Below are 19,314 nucleotides of genomic sequence, written 5' to 3'. Positions count from 1 at the left end.
AAAATTGAAAATGAAAAAAAATAATATTATAAAATTACAATTGGTTTTTGCCAATTTCTTGTTGCTGTTTTTTTCATGTAGCAATGAGATTGATAATGTTGTAAATTCGAATAACCCCGATAGGAATCAAGTTATCGCTAATGGTTCAGATTTAATAGGGGTAGTGAGCGGCGGATTTGTTACTTGGTGGCAATCTACGAGTAGGGATCTTTACCCGCCTTTGGCCGTAGCCGGTGATATTGCCACTTGTTCTTGGGGTAACTTTGGGATGCGTGTATTGTCAGCCGAACCTAGAAACCCAATTATCAATGCCGCATCATGGGCAGATGTTAGTGTATTGGAACAACCATGGCAAGGATGTTATGGTGCCATATCGTCTGCTAATGACGTTTTGGGTGCCATAAATAATAATGGAGTGACTTGGGTAGTTGCAGGTACCGATAATACACCTATGGTTTCAGCGGCAGCGTATCTACTTAGAGGGCTTTCTTATGGAAATTTGGGACTTTTATTTGAAAAAGGATTTTCGGTTGATGAGAATACAGATCTTTCCCAAAAATTGGAATTTGTTCCTTACCAAGATTTGATTGCATTAGCAATTGCAGATTTAGATAAAGTGATTCAATTGGCCAATTCCAACAGTTTTGAAATCCCTAATACGGTCATTAACGGAGTTTCATTGCCTTCGTCAGAACTAATAAAATTGTGCAACTCCTATAAGGCTAGGTTCATGGTGCAATCGGCTAGGGATATGACCGAAACCAACGCGGTGGATTGGAACCAAGTTAAAACCCTAACTGAAAATGGTATCACAGCAGATTTCGGGCCAACCGGAGATAACGGTATCAGTTGGTGGAACAATGCCAATGTATTAATGGATTCGCCCAATGGCTTTGGACCTTTTGGTGCACGGTTGGATATGCGGATTGTACATTTGTTAGACCCAAGTCAGCCCGAATTTTTCCCTGCCGGTTCAGGTTCTACATTAGATAATCCACAGATGACCACCAACGACGCTAGGGTTGGTCCCGGTAGGGATTTTGAATTTAGATCCGATATTTTATTTAGGTCGGAAAGGGGTAGATTTCATTATTCGCATTATATCCATACGCGATTCCAAAACGACCCAACCTTTTCTGACGGTGCTGATGCAAAACAGATCAAGACTTTTACTTTTGAGGATAACAGATTGTTAATGGCTGAGGCCAAAGCACGTACTAATGATTTGTCTGGAGCCATTGCCGATGTTAATGCTGGTTCGAGGACGGCTAGAGGAGGATTAGCCGATTTGCCATCGGATGCAATGCAACAAGATATACTTGATGCCATATTCTACGAGCGTTTTATAGAGTTATTTAATACCGCTGTTGGAAGTGGGTATTTTGATAGGAGAAGGATTAATCAACTGCAAGTAGGAACCTTTAGACATTTACCAGTACCTGCAACCGAATTGGAAGTGCTATCTGAAGCATTATATACTTTGGGCGGAACCGATGCAGACCCATCGGGAAGGGTGCCACATTACAATTTAGCGGCTAAGCCAGAACGAACTGACGATTCTTTTATACCAACGTTTAATTAACCAACGTTCATAACAAGCCGTCCAAGTTTGGTTTTGGGTGGCTTGTTATTTTTTATCTTTTTTAAAATTAACTATAATTAAAATAGCCATTCCAGTGGTAACAAACATATCGGCCATATTAAAAATCCCTGTTCTTAGAACATCTGTAAGCTTAATAAATAGAAAATCGGTTACCGACCCGAAGGCTATTCGGTCAAAAACATTTGCAATACCACCTCCAATAATAGCAGAAAAGGCAAATAAAGACCATTTATCCAAAGCTTTGTCTTTAATGATATAGCGCAAGACAAAACCTAATACTACAACGGGTAAAATGAGTAATAAAATAACACGTAAAGGTTCATTTAATTCACTTCCCATACCCAAAAAAGCCCCTTCATTCTCTACGTTATGCAGTGAAAAAAAGTTACCAATTACAGGGATAACTTCATTTTTTTCGATAGAAGCCCTAACAATAACTTTAGTAATTTGGTCTATAACTATAGTTATTATTATTGAAGCAATAATAAAAATATTTCGATTGGATAACTTCATCTAGGCATTCATTTCAAAAGTTGCCGAAACGGTTTCTGCTTCCCGGTTTATTTTTTTAACCAAACCTTGCAATACCTTACCAGGACCTACTTCAGTAAATAAAGTGGCACCATCGGTAATCATCTGTTGTACAGATTGTGTCCAACGTACTGGAGCAGTTAATTGTGAAATTAAGTTTGCTTTAATGGCAGAGGAATCAGTAACCGCATTCGCAGTCACGTTTTGGTAAATAGGACAGTTTGGTGTTTTGAACGCTGTGCTTTCAATAGCTGCTGCAAGCTCTTCTCTGGCTGGTTCCATTAATGGAGAATGAAAAGCACCTCCAACAGGTAAAACTAAAGCTCGTCTGGCACCTTCTGCCTTTAAGGATTCACAGGCTTTATTGATAGCTTCAATTTCTCCAGAGATGACCAATTGTCCTGGGCAGTTGTAATTAGCAGCAACCACAACACCTTCAGTAGTAGCACAGATTTTTTCAACAATGTCATCATCCAAGCCCAAAACGGCGGCCATAGTACTTGGTTGCAGTTCACATGCTTTTTGCATGGCCAAAGCACGCTGGGAAACCAATTTTAAACCATCTTCAAAATTTAAAGAGCCATTAGCTACTAATGCAGAAAACTCACCAAGAGAATGACCAGCAACCATATCAGGTTTAAAGCTATTTCCTAATGTTTTAGCTAAAATAACAGAATGTAAAAATATAGCTGGCTGGGTAACTTTGGTTTCTTTAAGGTCTTCTGCAGAGCCCTCAAACATAATATCAGTAATATTAAAACCAAGAATATGGTTGGCTTGTTCAAACAGCTCTTGTGCTAGAGGTGAATTCTCATAAAGATCCAACCCCATGCCTGTAAATTGGGCACCTTGACCAGGAAATATATATGCGTTCATTTTAGTTCATTTTTAGTGCAGCAAAAGTACATGTTTTTTTTTATTTATAAATTCTGGTATAAATGAAAAAAAACATGTACAAGCCTAGCCGTTTCTCATTAGAAAAATAGGAATAAATTAGAACTAAAATGTATTGTAATTTTGTTCTGCCAGCCTTTGGTTTTGTGATACCCGATACTTAAGAATATTTAAGTATCGCAATGCTTCTTTGTTATTGTAATCACTATAAGCTTTTGATGCCCATTCAATAGCAGTCTCTATATCGCCATTAATTTCATTGATTATTGCCATATTGTAACAAGCGCGCCCTGCGATTTTGGATTTAGGGTTAGCAAGTTCCCGTTCCCAATGAAGTGCAGCACCATCCCAATCTCCTGTTTGGGCCTTGCGTTTGGCTATTTCAAATTGATCTGTGCCCTTTACAAAATAGTCTCGGGCCACTCTGGTTCTGTAAGGTACAATGCTTAATGCGTAGTTTTCTCCAATGAGCCTGCTAGCATCCATAACAAGGTCTTTTCGCATTTTAAGGGCCTCGAGTGCCTTGGCAGGATTTATGCCTTTCCCTGAAGTGGTAATCCCTTTAGAGAATGAAAATGAATCCAAAATCAATCGGTTGGTAGGGTCATAAATTTTAAAACCACCTTTTATAAGGGTGTTTGCCGTAGCATGGTGTTCTAAAACAGGAATTTTTACACCCAGTACATTTTGTGAAAAGGCTTGTTTTGTGTTATAGCTTATTTTGGAATCGGTATCAAAAAAGGATAAAACGTAAAGTACATCCACATCGCTAGCTTTACACAATTGTTCTACTGTATCCCAAGTTAAAGCTGTTGGGAAATCTACAGTATTGTTTGAAACTAACAATGAATCGTTTACAATAACAACATCAAATCGGTCTTGTTGTTTCAGTAATTCGTTTAAGCCTTCAATAACCTTGTTTGATGCGTCTCGGTCAAAGTTTTTGCCTTCAGCAGAGAAGACTTCATCAATTTTACTTATAACATTATCTGAGGTATTGTTAAATCGGTTTAAGATACCCACCCTGCTAATGTTTTTTGGTATGCTTACAGGGGCTGGTTCAGTGACGCTTATGGTTAATCTGTTAGTCGAAGCGCAACTAACCATGAGCAAAATAATACATAAAAAGGGAAACATTTTTTGTAGGGGCTTGGTTTCCATAATAGCTTTTTTATAGGCGTTTATAAGTAATGAAGGAGTACTTATAGTCGTTGTTTTCATCTTTGTCATGCAAAGTGTGTGCCATTTCTTTCCAAATGGTTGTATCAATATTTGGGAAGTAGGTGTCTGCATCAAAATTTTCATGTACTCGGGTAAGCTCAATTTTATCGGCAATAGCCATAGCTTGGTTATATATTTCTCCACCTCCAATGATAAAAGGTTGAGAATCATTTTTAGCAGCATCTAGAGCATCATCTAAATTGTTTACTACAATAACACCGTCAGGGACAGTATAGTTTTCTTGCCTCGTAATAACTACATGGGTTCTATTGGGTAAAGGTTTAGGGAAGCTTTCAAAGGTTTTGCGACCCATTATAATAAAATGACCATTTGTTAGGTTTTTAAATCGTTTTAAATCGTCACTCAAATGCCATATTAATTTATTGTCCTTTCCAATAGCATTGTTTTTGGCAGCTGCGGCAATAATTGTAATTTCAGGCTTTTTATTCGAAGTCTTTTGAGTGTTTGTCAATTCATTTTTTACTGCTGCAGATTCATCTTTAATGAAATTAGCTTTTAGTTTTTCAATACGTTCCTGTTGTTTGGCAACCAATTTTTCCAATTGTCGTTTTTCCCAAGGTTTACCCATAAATTTATTGGTAATAAACACATTGAAAACATGATATAGAAAAAAGAAAGTCCATAATAAAATAGCATAAAGAAACCATGCTTTACCAAATAAGGTATATTCTTTACCAATACCCAATAGCGTATTGCTTATTATGAGCAATATGGTGCCAATAAGAAAACCGACAAAGTGTATGTATAGCCATTTTTTCTGCCTAATCCGTTTTTGAGCATTTTCTATAAGCTCTAATTGGTCTTTATCAATCTTTATTTCTGGTTTCTTTTTTCCAAACATACTATTAGGTTAATTGCTGTAAATTTAGAACATTTTACCGAATTCCTTAAGTCTAATTGGGGAATCAATTAATTATTAAGGGATGTGTAAATCAATAAAAAGGCTATTTTCAGTATGCTAATTTTATAATTTAAGCTTTAAATTTTTTTAAACATTAAATTAATGTAAAGGCATATTATGAAATTGATAATTCTTTAGGGTTTAGTATCATAGCGTATGAGTTGCCTCACTTCTTATTGTAAATTTGCCCTATGTTTAATGTCTAAAATAAGGAATTATGGCTATTAAAAAACAATACTTAAAAAGTAAACCGGTATGTAAAGTAACTTTTTCTATAGAAGCTGAAGAAGCTAAGAAAGTTTCAGTTGTTGGAAGTTTTAACGATTGGAATGCAAAAGAAGCACCTTTAAAAAAATTAAAAAATGGAACCTTTAAAGGGACGCTTGACTTGGAAAAAGACAATTCTTATGAATTCAAGTACATCGTTGATGGTGACTACGTTAACGACAGTGATGCAGATGCTTATGCTTGGAATGATTATGCAGGCTCTGAAAATAGTGTAGTAGCTGTATAATGATGTATCTCATTAAAAAACTAAAGGCTTCCCTAATGGAAGCCTTTCTCTTTTTTACACAGCCACCACCCCTTTGATATGGGGATGCGGGTTATAATCGACTAAAGTAAAATCTTCAAACGTAAAGGCGAAAATGTCCTTTACTTCTGGGTTTAAAATCATTTTTGGTAAAGGTCTTATGTCCCTTGATAGTTGTAGTTCCAATTGCTCATAATGGTTGCTGTATATATGGGCATCACCAAAGGTGTGGATGAATTCCCCTGCCTCATAGCCACATACCTGCGCCATCATCATGGTGAATAGGGCATAGGAAGCGATGTTAAACGGCACACCTAAAAAGATATCGGCACTACGCTGGTATAATTGGCAGGACAGTTTGTCGTTAGCTACATAAAACTGAAAAAAGGCATGGCAAGGCGGTAATGCCGCTTTACCATTGGCTACATTATCACTAAAGCTTTTTGATATGTCTGGAAGTACAGATGGATTCCATGCCGATACTAACATACGGCGGCTATTTGGATTGTTTTTAAGGGTATGGATAACCTCTTTTATTTGATCAATGTCATCACTATTCCAGTTGCGCCATTGGTGTCCGTATACAGGGCCCAAATTACCATTTTCATCGGCCCATTCATTCCAGATTCGTACCCCATTTTCAGTTAGATAGTTAATATTGGTATCCCCTTTTAAAAACCAAAGTAATTCATAAATGATTGATTTTAAATGCAATTTTTTTGTAGTGACCATAGGAAACCCTTCACTCAAATCAAAACGCATTTGATAACCAAAAACACTTTTGGTTCCCGTTCCTGTCCTATCATTTTTTTCGTTTCCGTTTTCTAAAACGTGCTTTACTAAATCGTGGTATTGTTTCATAAGCCAAATTCCTGTGAAAAACAGGAATCTCTCAATTAGTTAAAAATTAGTTGTATAATCAAACATGATTAGGCATGGACGAATTTAAACAAAATGATGTTTTCAGAATGGATTTTAATAAGCCTAAATATTAAAAAGTTATTAACGTTGCAAAAGAGAGTTGGTCGACTAGATTTCCTGCTTTCGCAGAAAGTGTTTTACCCTATAATCATCCCAGCAATCGTAGCAGAAACCAAAGAGGCTATAGTACCACCAATAAGGGCTTTCATGCCAAATTGAGATAAGGTTTTGCGTTGTCCAGGTGCTAAAGAGCCGATACCTCCTATTTGAATGCCAATGGAGGCAAAATTGGCAAATCCACAAAGCATATAGGTGGCCATGATGATTGATTTTTCATTGTTGAGGTGAATGACGTTCGACATGTTTTTTAAATCGGCTAACTGAATATATCCAATAAATTCACTAGCTACTAATTTAATGCCAAGTAGTTGTCCCATAAGTGTCATGTCATCCAAAGGAACACCAATTAACCACATAACAGGAGCAAATAAATAGCCCAGCAAAAACTCTAATGAAAACGCATCATAAGTTGTATTATCTACAATCCAAGTATTTAAAGTAGTTACATTTCCAACCCACCCTAATATACCATTAATCATAGCGATAAAAGCTAAAAACACTAGCAACATTGCACCAACATTAACTGCCAGCCTTAAACCTTCTGAAGTACCATTGGCAATTGCATCTAGAATATTTGAACCAATGTTGTCCTTGGTTACTTTTATTTGAGAATTTATTTTTTCTGTCTGTGGATAAAGGATTTTAGAAATTACAACAGCACCAGGGGCAGCCATAACAGAGGCAGCCAATAAATGCTTAGCATAAAATATTTCCATCACTGGATCTCCTGCCCCCAAAAATTTTATGTAAGCAGCTAAAACGCCGCCAGCAACAGTTGCCATACCGCCTATCATGACAAGCAGTATTTCAGAACGATTCATTTTTTCCAAATAAGCTTTTATCATTAGGGGAGATTCTGTCTGACCTAAAAAGATATTACCAGCTACACTCAAACTTTCCGCTCCTGAAATTTGCAAAAGTTTAGTTAACAACCATGCAAGACCCTTAACTATTTTTTGGATAACACCTAGATAGAATAAAACGGACGTTAAGGCAGAAAAGAATATTATTGTAGGTAGTATGGTTATTGCAAAATTGACAAGAGAGCTTTCCAGTTCTTTAGAAACAAAAGAGTTAAATAAAAATTCTGTGCCAGCCATTGTAAAGTTAAGTATGTCCACAAATCGACCTCCTACCCACTCAAAAGTCAATTGTATAAAAGAAACCTTTAAAACTCCAATGGCCAGTAAGACTTGAGCTCCTAATCCTAGTCCAACGGTTTTCCAATTAATGCCTTTTCTGTTTTTACTAAATAGAAACGCAATAAAGATTAAGGAAATCATTCCTAAAACACCATGCCATAAACTTTTAAAAGAAAAGCCTTGACTAGGAATCAACGTTTGAGGCGTTTCTGAATTTATTTTTGATGAAATTTGGGTCTCAGTAGTTTCGGTTATTATTGTGTTTTCCATTTGGGCGATGGAATCTTTTACCGCAGTACTTTCTATTGTAATTGTGCTATCCGAAGCAATAGGAGTATTACCATCTTGAGCGTGTAAATTAGTGAAAAAGCATAGCAACAAGATGAAAAAGAATAATCGAAACTGCTTCATAAATCAAGGGTTATCGTTTGGAAATCTCGTCGCGAATTTTGGCAGCCTTTTCATAATCTTCATTTGCAACAGCTTCATCTAAAAGATTATGGAGCTCCTCTAAACTTTTGGTTTTGTAGGTTTCTTTTGGAACTTCCTCTAATTCATCTGCCATTAAATCGTCAACCAAAACACTGTCTTCTTGTTCATCGTCGTCTTTTTTCGGATTGACTTTTAAATAAATGCCAGCTTTATCCAAAATGTTTTTGTACGTGAAAATAGGGGCGTCAAAACGTAATGCCAATGCAATGGCATCACTCGTACGTGCATCAATTATTTCTTCAATTTTGTCCCGTTCACAAATTAAGCTGGAATAAAATACGCCATCAACTAATTTGTGAATAATCACTTGCTTTACAACAATATCAAATCGATCTGCAAAATTTTTAAACAAATCGTGGGTTAAGGGTCTGGGTGGACGAATTTCTTTTTCAAGTGCAATGGCAATAGATTGCGCTTCAAAGGCACCAATAACTATGGGTAATTTGCGGTCACCATCAACTTCATTTAAAATAAGTGCATAAGCACCGTTTTGTGTTTGGCTATACGAAATGCCTTTTATGTTTAACCTTACTAAGCTCATAAATTATAAAAACGCAAAGAACTGTTTAAATTAGGACTTTACCAACTGCCAAGGCAGAATTTGGAAATTTTATGCTAACTTAAGCAGTTCTAATACGGTTATACAAGTTATAAAAAAATAATTTATTGTTGTGCTTTAAAGGCCTTTAATTTTTCAATCAAAGTTGGTACGACTTCAAATGCATCACCTACAACACCATAGTCTGCAGCTTTAAAGAAAGGTGCTTCTGGATCTGTATTGATAACGACTTTAACCTTTGAGGCGTTTATTCCTGCCAAATGCTGAATGGCACCAGAAATACCTATAGCAATATACAAATTTGAAGCTACAGGTTTACCTGTTTGCCCAACGTGTTCGCTATGTGGTCTCCATCCTAAATCGGATACAGGTTTGGAACATGCCGTGGCAGCACCCAATATATTGGCTAGTTCTTCTATCATGCCCCAGTTTTCAGGACCTTTTAAGCCACGCCCTCCAGAAACAACGATATCGGCATCAGCAATGGTCACTTTGTCTGTGGCTTTATCAACAGACTCAACTTTAATGGTGTTTTCTGAAAGTGTAGGAGAAAAAGCTTCTTTAGTAGCGTCACTTTTGTTTTCAACCAACCCAAAAGAGTTACTGGAAATACCAATAATCTTTATCTCAGTATTTATTTGTGTTAATTCAAAAGCCTTATTGGTAAAAGCACTACGTTTTATAACAAAAGGTGATAAGCTTGTGGGAGCGGCTACTACATTTGATACATAACCTGCTTGCAGTCCAACAGCCAAAAACGGTGACATATACTTGCTGTTTGCTGAAGCGCTAACAACTATCACTTTAGCACCTTCTTTTTCGGCAGCTTGTTGTATGGCTTCAGCGTAAGACTTTGCATTAAACGAATCTAATTGTGAATGGACTATACTTAAAACTTTATCAACACCATAGTTGCTCAGTTCATTGGTATTATCGGCATTAATAGTAACCGCAGTAACGGTTGTGCCTAATTGGTTGGCAACAGATTTAGCGTAAGATGCCACTTCGAAAGCTATTTTTTTAAATGCTCCTTGTTCGGATTCGGTATATACTAAAACAGACATAATTATTACAGTTGTTTGGGCACTGAGGCTCTTGAAGTGCCTTGAAATTGTTTAATTGTTCATTTCGAGAGCCTCAAAGAACAAGTTTTACCAATTTAAATCACCTTAGCTTCTGTATGAAGCAAATCAATCAATTCATCCAAATTATCTGAAGCTACCAGCTTAACGGCGCCTTTTGGTGCAGGTTTTTCATAAGATACTGAAGTTGTATGTACTTTAGATTCTATGGGTTCAGTAATTGTTAGTGGTTTTTGTCGCGCCATCATAATGCCACGCATATTAGGTATACGCAAATCACTTTCTTCCACCAACCCTTTTTGACCAGCAACGACCAATGGTAATGTTGTAGAAACCGTTTCTTTACCGCCATCAATTTCACGAACAGCTTGGGCGATACCATCATTAATTTCTAAGCCAATACATTTATTTACAAAATTCATATTGGTCAACCCTGCAATCATACCTGGTACCATGCCACCGTTATAGTCGATAGATTCGCGGCCGGTAATTACTAAGTCAAAATCGCCATCTTCAACCACTTTCGCCAATTGCTTTGCTACAGAAAATCCGTCAGTTGCCGGGGTATTTATCCTAATGGCTGCATCGGCACCAATGGCCAAGGCTTTGCGTAGGGTAGGTTCAGTTTCTGGGCCACCAACATTAACAACTGTTACATTTGCACCTTGTTTTTCCTTAAACCACATGGCACGGGTTAAACCAAATTCATCGTTAGGATTTATAACAAATTGCACACCATTAGTATCAAATTTGGTGTTATTTTCTGTAAAATTGATTTTCGATGTAGTGTCCGGAACATGACTAATACATACTAATATCTTCATTTTTTAAATACTTTTTAAAGATTGTATTTAACCGTAACCCAGCCAAGTGCTTTTATATTTGATTTCAAGAAAAAATTGCGGGTTAAAGCTAAAAAAGAACGATTAATTTTAGGATACGAAGGTAAATATTTTATTTCGATTATTTACTATGCACGCATAATAAAATTACATAATTCTTTTAAAGAGATTATGGCATTAATTATTATTTTTGCAATTCGATAAAAAACAGATTAAATGAAGACTATTCAATTTAGAGAGGCTATTTGTGAGGCCATGAGTGAAGAGATGCGCCGGGATGAGAGTGTGTATTTAATGGGAGAGGAAGTAGCAGAATACAATGGTGCCTATAAAGCGTCTAAAGGTATGTTGGACGAGTTTGGACCTAAGCGTGTTATAGATACTCCTATTGCTGAGCTTGGGTTTGCAGGAATTGCTGTGGGGTCAACTATGACAGGCAATAGACCCATAGTAGAATACATGACCTTTAACTTTTCTCTAGTTGGAATTGATCAAATAATAAACAATGCCGCTAAGATTAGACAAATGTCTGGAGGACAGTTTAAATGTCCTATCGTATTTCGTGGGCCAACGGCTTCGGCGGGACAGCTTGGTGCAACTCACTCACAAGCTTTTGAAAACTGGTTTGCCAACACTCCTGGTTTAAAAGTGGTTGTGCCTTCTACACCTTACGATGCTAAAGGCTTATTAAAAGCAGCTATTAGAGATGATGACCCAGTGATTTTCATGGAGAGTGAGCAGATGTACGGAGATAAAGGTGAAGTGCCAGAAGGAGAATATATTTTGCCACTTGGTGTTGCCGATGTCAAGCGAGAAGGTACCGATGTAACTGTTGTATCTTTTGGGAAAATAATAAAAGAAGCCCATAAAGCTGCAGATGTATTGGAAAAGGAAGGTATTTCCTGTGAGATAATCGATTTGCGTACCGTTCGACCTATGGATAAGAATGCTATTATAGAGTCGGTTAAAAAAACCAATCGTTTGGTCATTTTAGAAGAAGCTTGGCCATTTGCAAATGTCGCTTCTGAAATTACTTATGTGGTACAGAACGAAGCTTTTGATTATTTAGATGCACCAATAATTAAATTAAACACAGCCGATACGCCTGCACCATATTCTCCTGTATTATTGGAAGAATGGTTGCCAAATAGTAACGATGTTATAAAGGCCGTTAAAAAGGTGCTTTACAAATAAATATAATTTTTTTACGTTATATAAACTTCATTAGCATATTTGTTGATGGAGTTTTTTTGTATGATGAACATAAAACGACTTATACTCCTGTTTTTTTTCATAAGCAGTTCTACGTTTGCCCAAACCAAGGTAAGTGGTTATGTTTTTGATGAATATGATGCTCCAATTTCCTTTGCCAATGTCATTTTTAAAGGCTCTACAAAAGGGACGATTACCGATGAAAATGGTAAGTTTTATTTGGAGTCCGATGAAACATGGGATGCCTTAACCGTATCGTTTATAGGCTATGAGATCTTAAATATTCCTTTAGAAAAAAGGGTAAACTACAATTTAAGATTTATATTAAAAGAAGAAACGGCACAGTTGGGTGAGGTGGTTATTATTTCTGGGAAACAATCTAAAAAAAATAATCCGGCCATAGATATTTTACGCAAAATATGGGCTAATAAACGTAGCAATGGCTTAAAGCAGTTTAAGCAGTACGAATACGATAAATACGAAAAAGTAGAGTTCGACATCAATACCATCGATAGTGCCTTAATAAAAAGCAAATTGTTTAGGGGTATGGAATTTGTCTTCAATGAGGTGGATACGTCTCGGGTGACAGGAAAGACATACCTTCCTATGTTTATTAATGAGGCTATATCGAAAGTTTATGGCGATAATAACTCTAATAAGAAAAAGGAGGTGTTAAAGGGAAATAAAAACTCTGGTTTTAGTGATAATCAGGTTATTATTGATTTTGTAGGTGACCTCTACTCCGATTTTAATGTATACGATAACTATTTAAAATTTTTCGATAAAAGTTTTGTGAGTCCACTGTCTAGAACAGGAATTAATACCTATAACTATGTGTTGTCCGATAGCACCTATATCGACAATAAATGGTGCTATAATATTATTTATTACCCGCGCCGAAAAAACGAACTCACCTTTAAAGGTGATTTTTGGGTAGCAGATACCACCTATGCCATCAAGGAAATCAATATGCAGGCTTCCAAAAGTGCAAACATTAACTGGGTAAAGGAAATTTATATTGAGCAGGAGTTTGAAGTGTTGAACGACTCACTGTTTTTGGTAAAGCGCGATTATATGATGAGCGACTTTGCATTCAACAAAAAGGAAGCCTCCCGCGGTATTTATGGTAAGCGCACCACACTCTACGACAATTACCAATTTGATATTAAGAAAGACGAAAAGTTCTACGATACCGAGGTTTATAATTACGATCAGGATATTTACGATAGGGACGATGCGTTTTGGGATGCCAATAGGTTAGAAGCACTTAGCAAAGATGAAAAAGGGGTTTATAAAATGTTGGATACCCTAAAGACGGTTAAAAAGTTTAAACAGCTTTACAATTTGGGAAGTATTTTGGCATCGGGTTATATTGAATTTAATAGCTTGCCCTTAGATTATGGCCCCATCTTTTCAACATTTGGTTTTAATGAGGTAGAAGGCTTACGCTTACGAACTGGTGGACGCACCTATTTTGGAAGAAATGACCTTTGGCGTATGGAAGGCTTTGTGGCCTATGGTTTTAGAGATGATAAATTTAAATATGGTATTTCGGGGAAATGGTTGTTGGATAAAAAAAGCCGACTTATTATTTCTGGAGGGAACCGTCGCGATGTGGAACAAATAGGAGCCAGTTTAACCACCTCTACCGATGTATTGGGGCGTAGTTTGGCATCATCGTCGGTAGTGGGCACCAGTGCCAACGATAAGTTAACCTCTATTAACCTAACGAGTTTTGCTGTTGAAGCAGAACCTTGGCGAAACCTTATTTTTAGATTGGGCGGTAATTACCGTACTTTAGAATCGGCATCACCAACTTTTAGCTTAGATTATAATACACCAACCGGGGTAGAATCTGAGATCAAACAATATGAAACCACCTTTTCCTTATCCTATTTTCCTAAGCGTAAAATGACCGGTTTTGGCGTGGAACGCAAAACTGCCAATGATGATTTTGCACGTTTGTTTGCCCAAGTGAGTCGAGGCGATAAAAGCCTATTTAATAGTGATTTCGATTATACCAAAGTACAATTCTCTTATGTGCAGCCTTGGCAAGTGGGCGGTTTTGGACGTTTGGTAACTACCGTGGAAGCTGGAAAAACCTTTGGTGAAGTGCCCTTGGGCTTACTGAGCGTTATTCCTGGAAACCAATCTTATTTCTCCATTTACAATACCTTTTCACAACTCGATTTTTATGAGTTTGTAAGTGATACCTATACGTCCTTTCATTTTGAACATAATTTTAATGGCAGGTTCTTTTCCAGAGTGCCACTTTTGCGTAAGCTTAATTTAAGGGAGATTATTAGTATACGAGGTGTTTGGGGAGAGATTTCCCAAGAAAATATTGCTTTAAACACGACCAACAACCCGAATAACATTCCGTTAATTGCCCCTAACGATAAACCCTATTACGAGTACAGTTTAGGGGTGGGTAATATTTTTAAGGTCTTTCGTATCGATTTTAACTTTAGGGGCAATTATAAAGATCCTGTGCTAAACCCCGATGCTCGAAAATTTGGCGTAACGGGTAGTTTTGGGTTTTATTTTTAAAGGTTGTTTAGCATTCAGGTTTATGAAAAATAATTTCATTCAGTATGCAGAATGTTTTTATCATTTAGTTGATTTTCGATTTTAATTGATGTTCTAGAGTAAATAAACTATTTTTATTTGCTATGTTAAGTGTTATTATTTCATTTGGATAATATACTCCTCAACAGATTTATCATCAAGTGATGTAACCTCTCTAGTGAAAATCATATACGTTGTCCATCCAGATCCATGAATTCTATTAGTAACATAGGTTTCGTTTTTTAATTCTGGTATTTGATCTTCTGGGATATTCAGTTTTTTTGCTACGACTTTTTTTAACTGATTTTCGTTAACATTTTGATAAGTTCTTAAGATATAATTGTTGTTTTCGGAGTCAATTTCATCAAGCCAAACCGTTACTTTTGTATCAAATGGATTATTGGTGTCATAGTTGTTTACTGTTTTCAAATTTCCATTGTATTCTTCATTTAAATCATACTTAGCTCCGTGAAATGTGTAAAAACTTGATATGTCTTTAATTGAATTCGTTAATATGTATTCAGGATTTTCAAATTGTTTTCGAGCTGAATTTATGGCTTCTAATGTTTGTTTGTCATCAGCATATGTATTCGATAATGAATTGAATTTTTCTCTGTAATATTCAGTTAATTCTTCAATATTCAGGATCTTTTTAAAAGCTCCAAGTTCATTTGTTTTAAAAACTACTTGAATTGTGTCTTTACCTCCAGAGAGTTTTCTAGCTAATTCCGTTCCTTGAATAAATTTGTGATTATGGTATATCCATCGAATGGTGTATGTTGAATCTGTTTGGCCTAAAACTTTAATGTTTACATCATAGTTCATTTTTGAGAGATAAATGGTGTCCTGATTTTTGACCTTGTAATTGTCATAGCTTCCCGAAAAAGAATATTCTTCATTCAAGTCCCAGTATGCAACTGTTTGAACAGAAATTTGTGCATTTGATATAGTGAATGAAAGTAGAAATACGATTAGTAAAGATGAAATTCTCATTAAATAAATTTAGTTTATTGTATAGAAATTTTAAAACTTGGAGCTTATATTTTTTATTTAATAATGCCTAACTATAGTGGATATAGAGTCGCTTTAATGATATATACAAAAGCAAAACGAAGGTAGCCGAAAATTTTTACAAAGCCAACGGGTCCTTCTAAAAATAAAGCCCATGTTTTAAAATAGACTGTACCGCTTTTTCTTCATGGGCCAATAGGGACTTGTACTGGGCTTGGTCTAGATTACTTTTGGCTCCTATATATTCTATGGCATATTTTTTAAAAACGGCATTAAAGATCAGTTTCACTCGTTTTAAATGAAAGTCCGATGTAATAACAGTTAAAGCAACAGCATCCAATTTAGAGATAATCTCATGAGCTTTTACGGCATCTTCCACTGTATGTTTTGATAATGCAAATTCTAAAAAAGCACTTTCGGGTATGTCTTTACTTATAAGGTATTGCTTGGAATAAAAGGCATGAGGTTGTTGGGACGTATTAAAATGTTCGCCCCAACCACCCGTACAAAGGATTTTCATATTGTCCTTAAAATGGGCTAAACAACAATTTAACCGACTTAAGGCTATATCACTTAACTCACCATGAGGGCCATTGGGCGATCCCAAGACAATTACTATTTCGGTTGGCATGATGATGCAGAATCTTTTTACGGCATTAATTCGAGTTATTGATTGTTTTTAAATCGATCAAACACACTTTGCGATTCACTTTTTGGAAAACTGTTATTGTCCGTATTGGTATCAGCAAACTCAAAATTGGGATCGAGTGTTACGGTCTTAACCTCTTTATCCTTAACAAAGGTGTGTTTGACTTCGTATTCGTTTCTGCGCCATATATCGGCTGGCAATCGGTCTATTTCGGTAGAGCCATCGGTGTATGTCCATTCAATGGTGACGGGCATGACCAAGCCACCTACATTTTTAATGTTAACCTCATAGAGGTTTTTGCCCAATAGCTGCTGTCTTACTGCTTCTTCGTCCAATCTGGATAAAAAACCACCATAAGCATCATCTGGTGTGGCGCTCATTTTAATTACCTCAGGGCCATCTGAGAAATCTTGTGTTGCTACTCGCGTGTCTTGGTTTTCTGATTTTAATTGTATGTTTTGCTTGCGGTTTTCAATGTTTTGCTCAGCTTCATACACCTTAAACCATGTAACATTGCTTAATTCCATATCCACATGGTCTGTGGTAAAAAACCAGCCCCTAAAAAACCAATCCAAATCGGTGGCTGTCGCATCTTCAAGGGTCCTAAACAAGTCTCCTGGATTGGGATGCTTGTATTTCCAGCGGTTGGCGTATTCCTTAAAGGCGGCATCAAACAATTCTTTGCCAACAATAGAGTTTCTTAGCATTTGCAACCCTACGGTAGGCTTTCTGTAGAAGTTGGATCCAAACTGACTCAGCAGTTCGTTATCGGAAGTCGTCATGATAGGGCGTAAAATATTTTTATCACCACTCATGAAAGGCACAATGCTTTTAGGCGTGGTGCTGCTAAAATCGGGATAACGTTCTGCAACTGTACGTTGGTGCAAAAAGGTGTTTAGACCTTCGTCCATCCACATCCACTTACGTTCGTCTGAGCTAACAATCATAGGAAACCAATTGTGGCCCACCTCATGTATAATAGTGCCTATCATACCCGCTTTTGCATTTTTGGTCATTTGTCCATTTTTCGGCCTTCCCCCATTAAAACTAATCATGGGAAATTCCATGCCAATATTAGAAGTGTTTACCGAAATACAAACAGGATAAGGATAATCAAAAGTCGCTTCAGAATAAACTTCTAAAGCATGTTTAATGGCTTTGGTCGATTCTTCTTGCCATACAGGCATGCCTTCCTTTGGGTAAAACGACATGGCCATAACCGTATTGGTAGGTAATTTAACCGCTTGGGCGTCCCATATAAATTTCCGTGATGAGGCAAAGGCAAAGTCACGTACATTTTTAGCTTTAAATCGCCATGTTTTCTGTTTTTTTGTTTTTGTCTTTTCGTTGGCTTTGGCTTCTTCTTCAGTTACAATTAAAATGGGTTGGTCAAACGATTGCCTTGCTTTCTCCAATCGGTCACGCTGTGTTTTGCTAAGTACATCTTCTGCATTCTGTAATGTTCCTGTTGAAGCTACAATATGGTCTTCGGGTACGGTGATTTCAACCTCATAATCCCCGAATTCCAGAGCAAATTCACCCAGCCTTTGAAATTGTTGGTTTTGCCAGCCTTCGGTGTCATTATATACCGCCATTCTTGGGAACCAATGTGCAATTAAATAAACGGTATTGTCATCACTAGGGAAATATTCGTAACCTTCCCTGGATAGTTTAAACATACTGCGATCGGTAATAGTATAAGACCACCCAATTGAGAACGTTAAAGAGCTTCCTGATTTTAACGGTGTGTTCAATAACACTTTCATCATGGTATTGTTTATCAAGAATTTCAAAGAGTTGCCTGAATTGTCCTTTATATATTTAATGGAATAACCAGCAGGGAAATCTATAGCTCTAGTTAAAAATTGCATGTTCCTTGCGGTGATGCCATCTTTTAAATCATTGCTAATACCCCCAAAATCCTGATTCCCTTTTTTATTAACGTTTTGTTCCAACTGAATCCACAGATAGTTTAAATCGTCTGGGGAGTTGTTATAGTATGTTATGGTCTCATTACCTGAAATGGTGTTATTGGTTTCGTCTAAAGTTACCTTTATGTTATAATCGGCACGTTGTTGCCAATAGGCTTTTCCAGGGGCGCCACTGGCCGTTCGGTAGCTATTAGGCGGCGCAATCATATGGTCAATGGGTTCAAATTTACCTTGCCAAGGTTGTGTTTGTGCTTGCATATTCAGAAAAAATAAAGCACAATAACAGATTAAAATAGTTTTCATAGTATTTGAGTTAGTCACATTCAAAATAAAATAAGTTTGCCAAGGTAAGAAATAAAGTATAAATCTAGGCTTTAATTGTTGTTTAAACTTGAAGTGTTCAGTACATTTGCAGTCTTTTAAGACTAAAGTATATGAGCGAAAATAAAAAAATAACATTTGATGTATTGATAGAGATACCCAAAGGAAGTAGAAATAAATACGAATACGATTTTACTTTACATAAAATTAGGTTCGACCGTACTTTGTTTTCTTCTATGATGTACCCTGGAGATTATGGGTTTGTACCAGAAACATTGGCGCTGGACCAAGACCCTTTAGACGTATTGGTTTTATCAACAGAGCCTTCTTACCCTATGGTAGTTATGGAGGTTAGGCCTATTGGGGTATTTCATATGGCAGATGAAAAAGGACCAGACGAGAAAATTATTTGTGTGCCCGTATCTGATCCTGTTTGGAGTCAACGTAGTGATATAACCCATTTGAATCCACATCGTTTAAAGGAAATAGAACACTTTTTTCAAGTGTACAAGGATTTAGAAAAGAAAAAAGTTGATGTTGGTGGATGGGGTAATGCTAAAGAAGCAGAGGAAATTTACCTTAAATGTGTGAAGCGTTATGAAGAAAGTGAACACAAGAAAAAAAGAACGTTTACTATCTAATTGAAAGATTAATAATTCAGCCTAAAAAAATTAAACCATCTTTAATTTAAGGTGGTTTTTTTTATCACTTATATTTTCCTATTTTTAGCTCCGTTAATTTTTTTTTACTAACAACTAATC

General features: G+C 36.5%; 17 protein-coding genes. 5 read left to right on the top strand and 12 right to left on the bottom strand.

All coding sequences use genetic code 11. The annotated features are described in order from the left end of the window. Positions 1–10 precede the first annotated feature (10 nt). On the top strand, positions 11–1,582 hold the full coding sequence (locus tag K7G79_RS03030; RefSeq protein ID WP_223549011.1) for a RagB/SusD family nutrient uptake outer membrane protein: 1,572 nt from the start codon (positions 11–13) through the stop codon (positions 1,580–1,582). A gap of 45 nt (positions 1,583–1,627) precedes the next feature. Here the strand turns inward: K7G79_RS03030 and lspA are convergent, their stop codons facing one another. The 4 genes from lspA to K7G79_RS03010 all read right to left on the bottom strand — a co-directional run bounded on the left by lspA (position 1,628) and on the right by K7G79_RS03010 (position 5,111). Beyond that, positions 1,628–2,116, bottom strand: a complete 489-nt coding sequence (gene lspA / locus K7G79_RS03025) for a signal peptidase II (protein ID WP_223549010.1) — start codon at positions 2,114–2,116, stop codon at positions 1,628–1,630. Then, on the bottom strand, positions 2,117–3,010 hold the full coding sequence (gene fabD, locus K7G79_RS03020; protein WP_223549009.1) for an ACP S-malonyltransferase: 894 nt from the start codon (positions 3,008–3,010) through the stop codon (positions 2,117–2,119). Between the two features lie 123 nt (positions 3,011–3,133). After that, positions 3,134–4,249 carry a DUF6340 family protein gene (locus K7G79_RS03015; RefSeq protein ID WP_223549007.1) on the bottom strand — a complete coding sequence of 372 codons (1,116 nt, stop codon included), beginning with the start codon at positions 4,247–4,249 and terminating at the stop codon, positions 3,134–3,136. Further along, a complete protein-coding gene (locus tag K7G79_RS03010) occupies positions 4,200–5,111 on the bottom strand; it encodes a dihydrofolate reductase (protein ID WP_223549005.1) in 912 nt (303 codons plus the stop codon). The genes K7G79_RS03015 and K7G79_RS03010 overlap by 50 nt, the downstream gene beginning before the upstream one ends. A gap of 277 nt (positions 5,112–5,388) precedes the next feature. Here K7G79_RS03010 and K7G79_RS03005 point away from each other — a divergent pair, with 277 nt between their 5' ends. Then, a complete protein-coding gene (locus K7G79_RS03005) occupies positions 5,389–5,685 on the top strand; it encodes an isoamylase early set domain-containing protein (RefSeq protein ID WP_223549003.1) in 297 nt (98 codons plus the stop codon). Positions 5,686–5,739: 54 nt separating this feature from the next. On the opposite strand, the gene K7G79_RS03000 is transcribed toward K7G79_RS03005, so the two are convergent. The 5 genes from K7G79_RS03000 to K7G79_RS02980 all read right to left on the bottom strand — a co-directional run bounded on the left by K7G79_RS03000 (position 5,740) and on the right by K7G79_RS02980 (position 10,843). Next, complete coding sequence (locus K7G79_RS03000) at positions 5,740–6,564, bottom strand: thymidylate synthase (protein ID WP_223549001.1); 825 nt, start codon at positions 6,562–6,564, stop codon at positions 5,740–5,742. Positions 6,565–6,761: 197 nt separating this feature from the next. Further along, positions 6,762–8,297 carry a NupC/NupG family nucleoside CNT transporter gene (locus K7G79_RS02995; RefSeq protein ID WP_370634182.1) on the bottom strand — a complete coding sequence of 512 codons (1,536 nt, stop codon included), beginning with the start codon at positions 8,295–8,297 and terminating at the stop codon, positions 6,762–6,764. Positions 8,298–8,307: 10 nt separating this feature from the next. Then, positions 8,308–8,919, bottom strand: a complete 612-nt coding sequence (locus K7G79_RS02990; RefSeq protein WP_223548999.1) for a bifunctional nuclease family protein — start codon at positions 8,917–8,919, stop codon at positions 8,308–8,310. Between the two features lie 122 nt (positions 8,920–9,041). Next, complete coding sequence (locus K7G79_RS02985; RefSeq protein WP_223548997.1) at positions 9,042–10,001, bottom strand: electron transfer flavoprotein subunit alpha/FixB family protein; 960 nt, start codon at positions 9,999–10,001, stop codon at positions 9,042–9,044. 95 nt (positions 10,002–10,096) lie between these two features. Beyond that, complete coding sequence (locus K7G79_RS02980; RefSeq protein WP_223548995.1) at positions 10,097–10,843, bottom strand: electron transfer flavoprotein subunit beta/FixA family protein; 747 nt, start codon at positions 10,841–10,843, stop codon at positions 10,097–10,099. Between the two features lie 234 nt (positions 10,844–11,077). Here K7G79_RS02980 and K7G79_RS02975 point away from each other — a divergent pair, with 234 nt between their 5' ends. Both K7G79_RS02975 and K7G79_RS02970 read left to right on the top strand, forming a co-directional pair. Beyond that, positions 11,078–12,055: a pyruvate dehydrogenase complex E1 component subunit beta gene (locus K7G79_RS02975; RefSeq protein ID WP_223548994.1), complete on the top strand. Its 978-nt coding sequence runs from the start codon at positions 11,078–11,080 to the stop codon at positions 12,053–12,055. A 63-nt stretch (positions 12,056–12,118) separates the two neighbouring features. Then, positions 12,119–14,623, top strand: a complete 2,505-nt coding sequence (locus K7G79_RS02970) for a DUF5686 and carboxypeptidase-like regulatory domain-containing protein (protein WP_223549038.1) — start codon at positions 12,119–12,121, stop codon at positions 14,621–14,623. 135 nt (positions 14,624–14,758) lie between these two features. On the opposite strand, the gene K7G79_RS02965 is transcribed toward K7G79_RS02970, so the two are convergent. The 3 genes from K7G79_RS02965 to K7G79_RS02955 form a co-directional block, all read right to left on the bottom strand. Then, a complete protein-coding gene (locus K7G79_RS02965; RefSeq protein ID WP_223548992.1) occupies positions 14,759–15,634 on the bottom strand; it encodes a hypothetical protein in 876 nt (291 codons plus the stop codon). 157 nt (positions 15,635–15,791) lie between these two features. Then, a complete protein-coding gene (locus K7G79_RS02960) occupies positions 15,792–16,283 on the bottom strand; it encodes a YdcF family protein (RefSeq protein WP_223548990.1) in 492 nt (163 codons plus the stop codon). A gap of 35 nt (positions 16,284–16,318) precedes the next feature. Then, positions 16,319–18,535, bottom strand: coding sequence for a M1 family metallopeptidase (locus tag K7G79_RS02955; RefSeq protein ID WP_223548988.1), 2,217 nt, complete (start codon positions 18,533–18,535; stop codon positions 16,319–16,321). A 131-nt stretch (positions 18,536–18,666) separates the two neighbouring features. On the opposite strand from K7G79_RS02955, the gene K7G79_RS02950 reads away from it, so the two are divergent. Further along, positions 18,667–19,194 (top strand): inorganic diphosphatase, encoded by a 528-nt coding sequence (locus tag K7G79_RS02950; protein ID WP_223548986.1) that lies wholly within the window; start codon positions 18,667–18,669, stop codon positions 19,192–19,194. Positions 19,195–19,314: the final 120 nt, after the last annotated feature.

Origin of the sequence: Aestuariivivens sp. NBU2969, from assembly GCF_019931125.1 — a bacterium.
GTDB classification, from domain to species: domain Bacteria; phylum Bacteroidota; class Bacteroidia; order Flavobacteriales; family Flavobacteriaceae; genus Aestuariivivens; species Aestuariivivens marinum.
This window is presented reverse-complemented; position numbering and strand designations above follow the sequence as displayed.

Bases quoted from the DNA above. Each gene is read 5' to 3' on its own strand.
- K7G79_RS03030 (WP_223549011.1), top strand. From the start codon at position 11: ATGAAAAAAAATAATATTATAAAATTACAATTGGTTTTTGCCAATTTC.
- lspA (WP_223549010.1), bottom strand. From the start codon at position 2,116: ATGAAGTTATCCAATCGAAATATTTTTATTATTGCTTCAATAATAATA.
- fabD (WP_223549009.1), bottom strand. From the start codon at position 3,010: ATGAACGCATATATATTTCCTGGTCAAGGTGCCCAATTTACAGGCATG.
- K7G79_RS03015 (WP_223549007.1), bottom strand. From the start codon at position 4,249: ATGAAAACAACGACTATAAGTACTCCTTCATTACTTATAAACGCCTAT.
- K7G79_RS03010 (WP_223549005.1), bottom strand. From the start codon at position 5,111: ATGTTTGGAAAAAAGAAACCAGAAATAAAGATTGATAAAGACCAATTA.
- K7G79_RS03005 (WP_223549003.1), top strand. From the start codon at position 5,389: ATGGCTATTAAAAAACAATACTTAAAAAGTAAACCGGTATGTAAAGTA.
- K7G79_RS03000 (WP_223549001.1), bottom strand. From the start codon at position 6,564: ATGAAACAATACCACGATTTAGTAAAGCACGTTTTAGAAAACGGAAAC.
- K7G79_RS02995 (WP_370634182.1), bottom strand. From the start codon at position 8,297: ATGAAGCAGTTTCGATTATTCTTTTTCATCTTGTTGCTATGCTTTTTC.
- K7G79_RS02990 (WP_223548999.1), bottom strand. From the start codon at position 8,919: ATGAGCTTAGTAAGGTTAAACATAAAAGGCATTTCGTATAGCCAAACA.
- K7G79_RS02985 (WP_223548997.1), bottom strand. From the start codon at position 10,001: ATGTCTGTTTTAGTATATACCGAATCCGAACAAGGAGCATTTAAAAAA.
- K7G79_RS02980 (WP_223548995.1), bottom strand. From the start codon at position 10,843: ATGAAGATATTAGTATGTATTAGTCATGTTCCGGACACTACATCGAAA.
- K7G79_RS02975 (WP_223548994.1), top strand. From the start codon at position 11,078: ATGAAGACTATTCAATTTAGAGAGGCTATTTGTGAGGCCATGAGTGAA.
- K7G79_RS02970 (WP_223549038.1), top strand. From the start codon at position 12,119: ATGAACATAAAACGACTTATACTCCTGTTTTTTTTCATAAGCAGTTCT.
- K7G79_RS02965 (WP_223548992.1), bottom strand. From the start codon at position 15,634: ATGAGAATTTCATCTTTACTAATCGTATTTCTACTTTCATTCACTATA.
- K7G79_RS02960 (WP_223548990.1), bottom strand. From the start codon at position 16,283: ATGCCAACCGAAATAGTAATTGTCTTGGGATCGCCCAATGGCCCTCAT.
- K7G79_RS02955 (WP_223548988.1), bottom strand. From the start codon at position 18,535: ATGAAAACTATTTTAATCTGTTATTGTGCTTTATTTTTTCTGAATATG.
- K7G79_RS02950 (WP_223548986.1), top strand. From the start codon at position 18,667: ATGAGCGAAAATAAAAAAATAACATTTGATGTATTGATAGAGATACCC.